Consider the following 1,251-nt stretch of genomic DNA (forward strand, 5'->3'; position numbering starts at 1 on the left):
GAAAGTGGTAAACCTCGGCGAGTTCAGTAGCCAGGCGCGGGCGCATATGGCGGTTAAACTGTACAAACTGTGGCGTAAACGTGGGTATTCTGAAATCCCGCACAAACCATCTATTCGACTTTATACGTTCAGGTAACTTATATGACTACTATAGCTTTTGACGGTGAAACGATGGCCTGCGATACATGTGTCACGGGGAATTTTAAATACTATACGGATACCAAGATTTACGAGAACGACCACTTCGTTATGGGTGTATCCGGGGACGCCGGGGTGGGTAGGCTGTTGGTTGTCGATGCCGAGATATTGACGCCTAAGTACTACGACTTCGACTTTTCAGCGCTGGTGTTTGTTAAAGAGGATAAGCGTATTTTCAGGGTAGAATTCTTCAAGTCATGGGATTCGCCGTTAAGCTCAGTTATACCAATTGCGGGTAACGCAGCGGCCGTTGGCTCCGGTGCTCCGTATGCACTTACGGCGATGTTTATGGGTGCCACCGCTACTGCTGCTGTCGAGATAGCGAAGCGCTTCGACCCTAATACTGATGGGGGAGTGATAACACATCGACTAGGATAAATCCGAATTATCTGTTACTAAAATTGTCGTATAAATGTTAATCTCCGAAGGTAAACTAACTTTCGGAGATTTTTTATTGTGGACGATAAATACCTTTGGCTTAGTGTGGCGGGCCTCGCCGGGGGTGCCGTATCTCAGATTAAGAAGCGCGAGGCTATTTCACCGTGGTTGAGATTGTGTCACCTGGTTGCCTCGGCATGTTGTGCGGTGTACGCATCCCCCATCATTATAAGTTACTATGAATTATCACAGTCTGAGGGTCAGTACCTGGTTCCTTTCGGCGTAGGTATGTTCTGGCTTAAATTATTTGAGGCCGCCGACTCGTCCCTCAGCAACTTTAAGTTACCGTGGGGGAAATAACATGCTCAACTCACAAATCGGCGCCATTTGCCTGGTCGCAATCATCATCACCTCGTTAATTAATATCTACGCGCACTGGATTGAAGACGGTCTTTTCGGGCGTCTGTTGTATATGGCGTCAGTAGTGACCGCCGCCGGAGGTCTCGCCCATCTCTTTACCGGTGCCATTCCACCGTTCATAATTACGACTCTCGTCGCTATATTCGCGCTCAAGTCAATTCGTCATATTTGCGTGAAAGGCGCCCGCTACTACAAATACCGGAGGATGTATGTCAAACCGAAACATCAGTGATAACGGATTACACTTCACCGCCG

The 1,251-nt window shown here is 48.1% G+C and carries 2 protein-coding genes; both read left to right on the top strand.

The features are described 5' to 3' along the window. The first annotated feature begins 141 nt into the window (after positions 1 to 141). Positions 142 to 576, top strand: coding sequence for an Ntn hydrolase family protein (locus GR702_RS21925; protein WP_160987622.1), 435 nt, complete (start codon positions 142 to 144; stop codon positions 574 to 576). A gap of 361 nt (positions 577 to 937) precedes the next feature. Continuing rightward, positions 938 to 1,228 carry a hypothetical protein gene (locus tag GR702_RS21930; protein WP_140197674.1) on the top strand — a complete coding sequence of 97 codons (291 nt, stop codon included), beginning with the start codon at positions 938 to 940 and terminating at the stop codon, positions 1,226 to 1,228. Positions 1,229 to 1,251: the final 23 nt, after the last annotated feature.

Source organism: Novosphingobium silvae, assembly GCF_009856825.1.
In the GTDB taxonomy this organism is placed as follows: Bacteria; Pseudomonadota; Alphaproteobacteria; order Sphingomonadales; family Sphingomonadaceae; genus Novosphingobium; species Novosphingobium silvae.

Coding starts and splice junctions, on each gene's coding strand:
- GR702_RS21925 (WP_160987622.1), top strand. CDS start 142: ATGACTACTATAGCTTTTGACGGTGAAACGATGGCCTGCGATACATGT.
- GR702_RS21930 (WP_140197674.1), top strand. CDS start 938: ATGCTCAACTCACAAATCGGCGCCATTTGCCTGGTCGCAATCATCATC.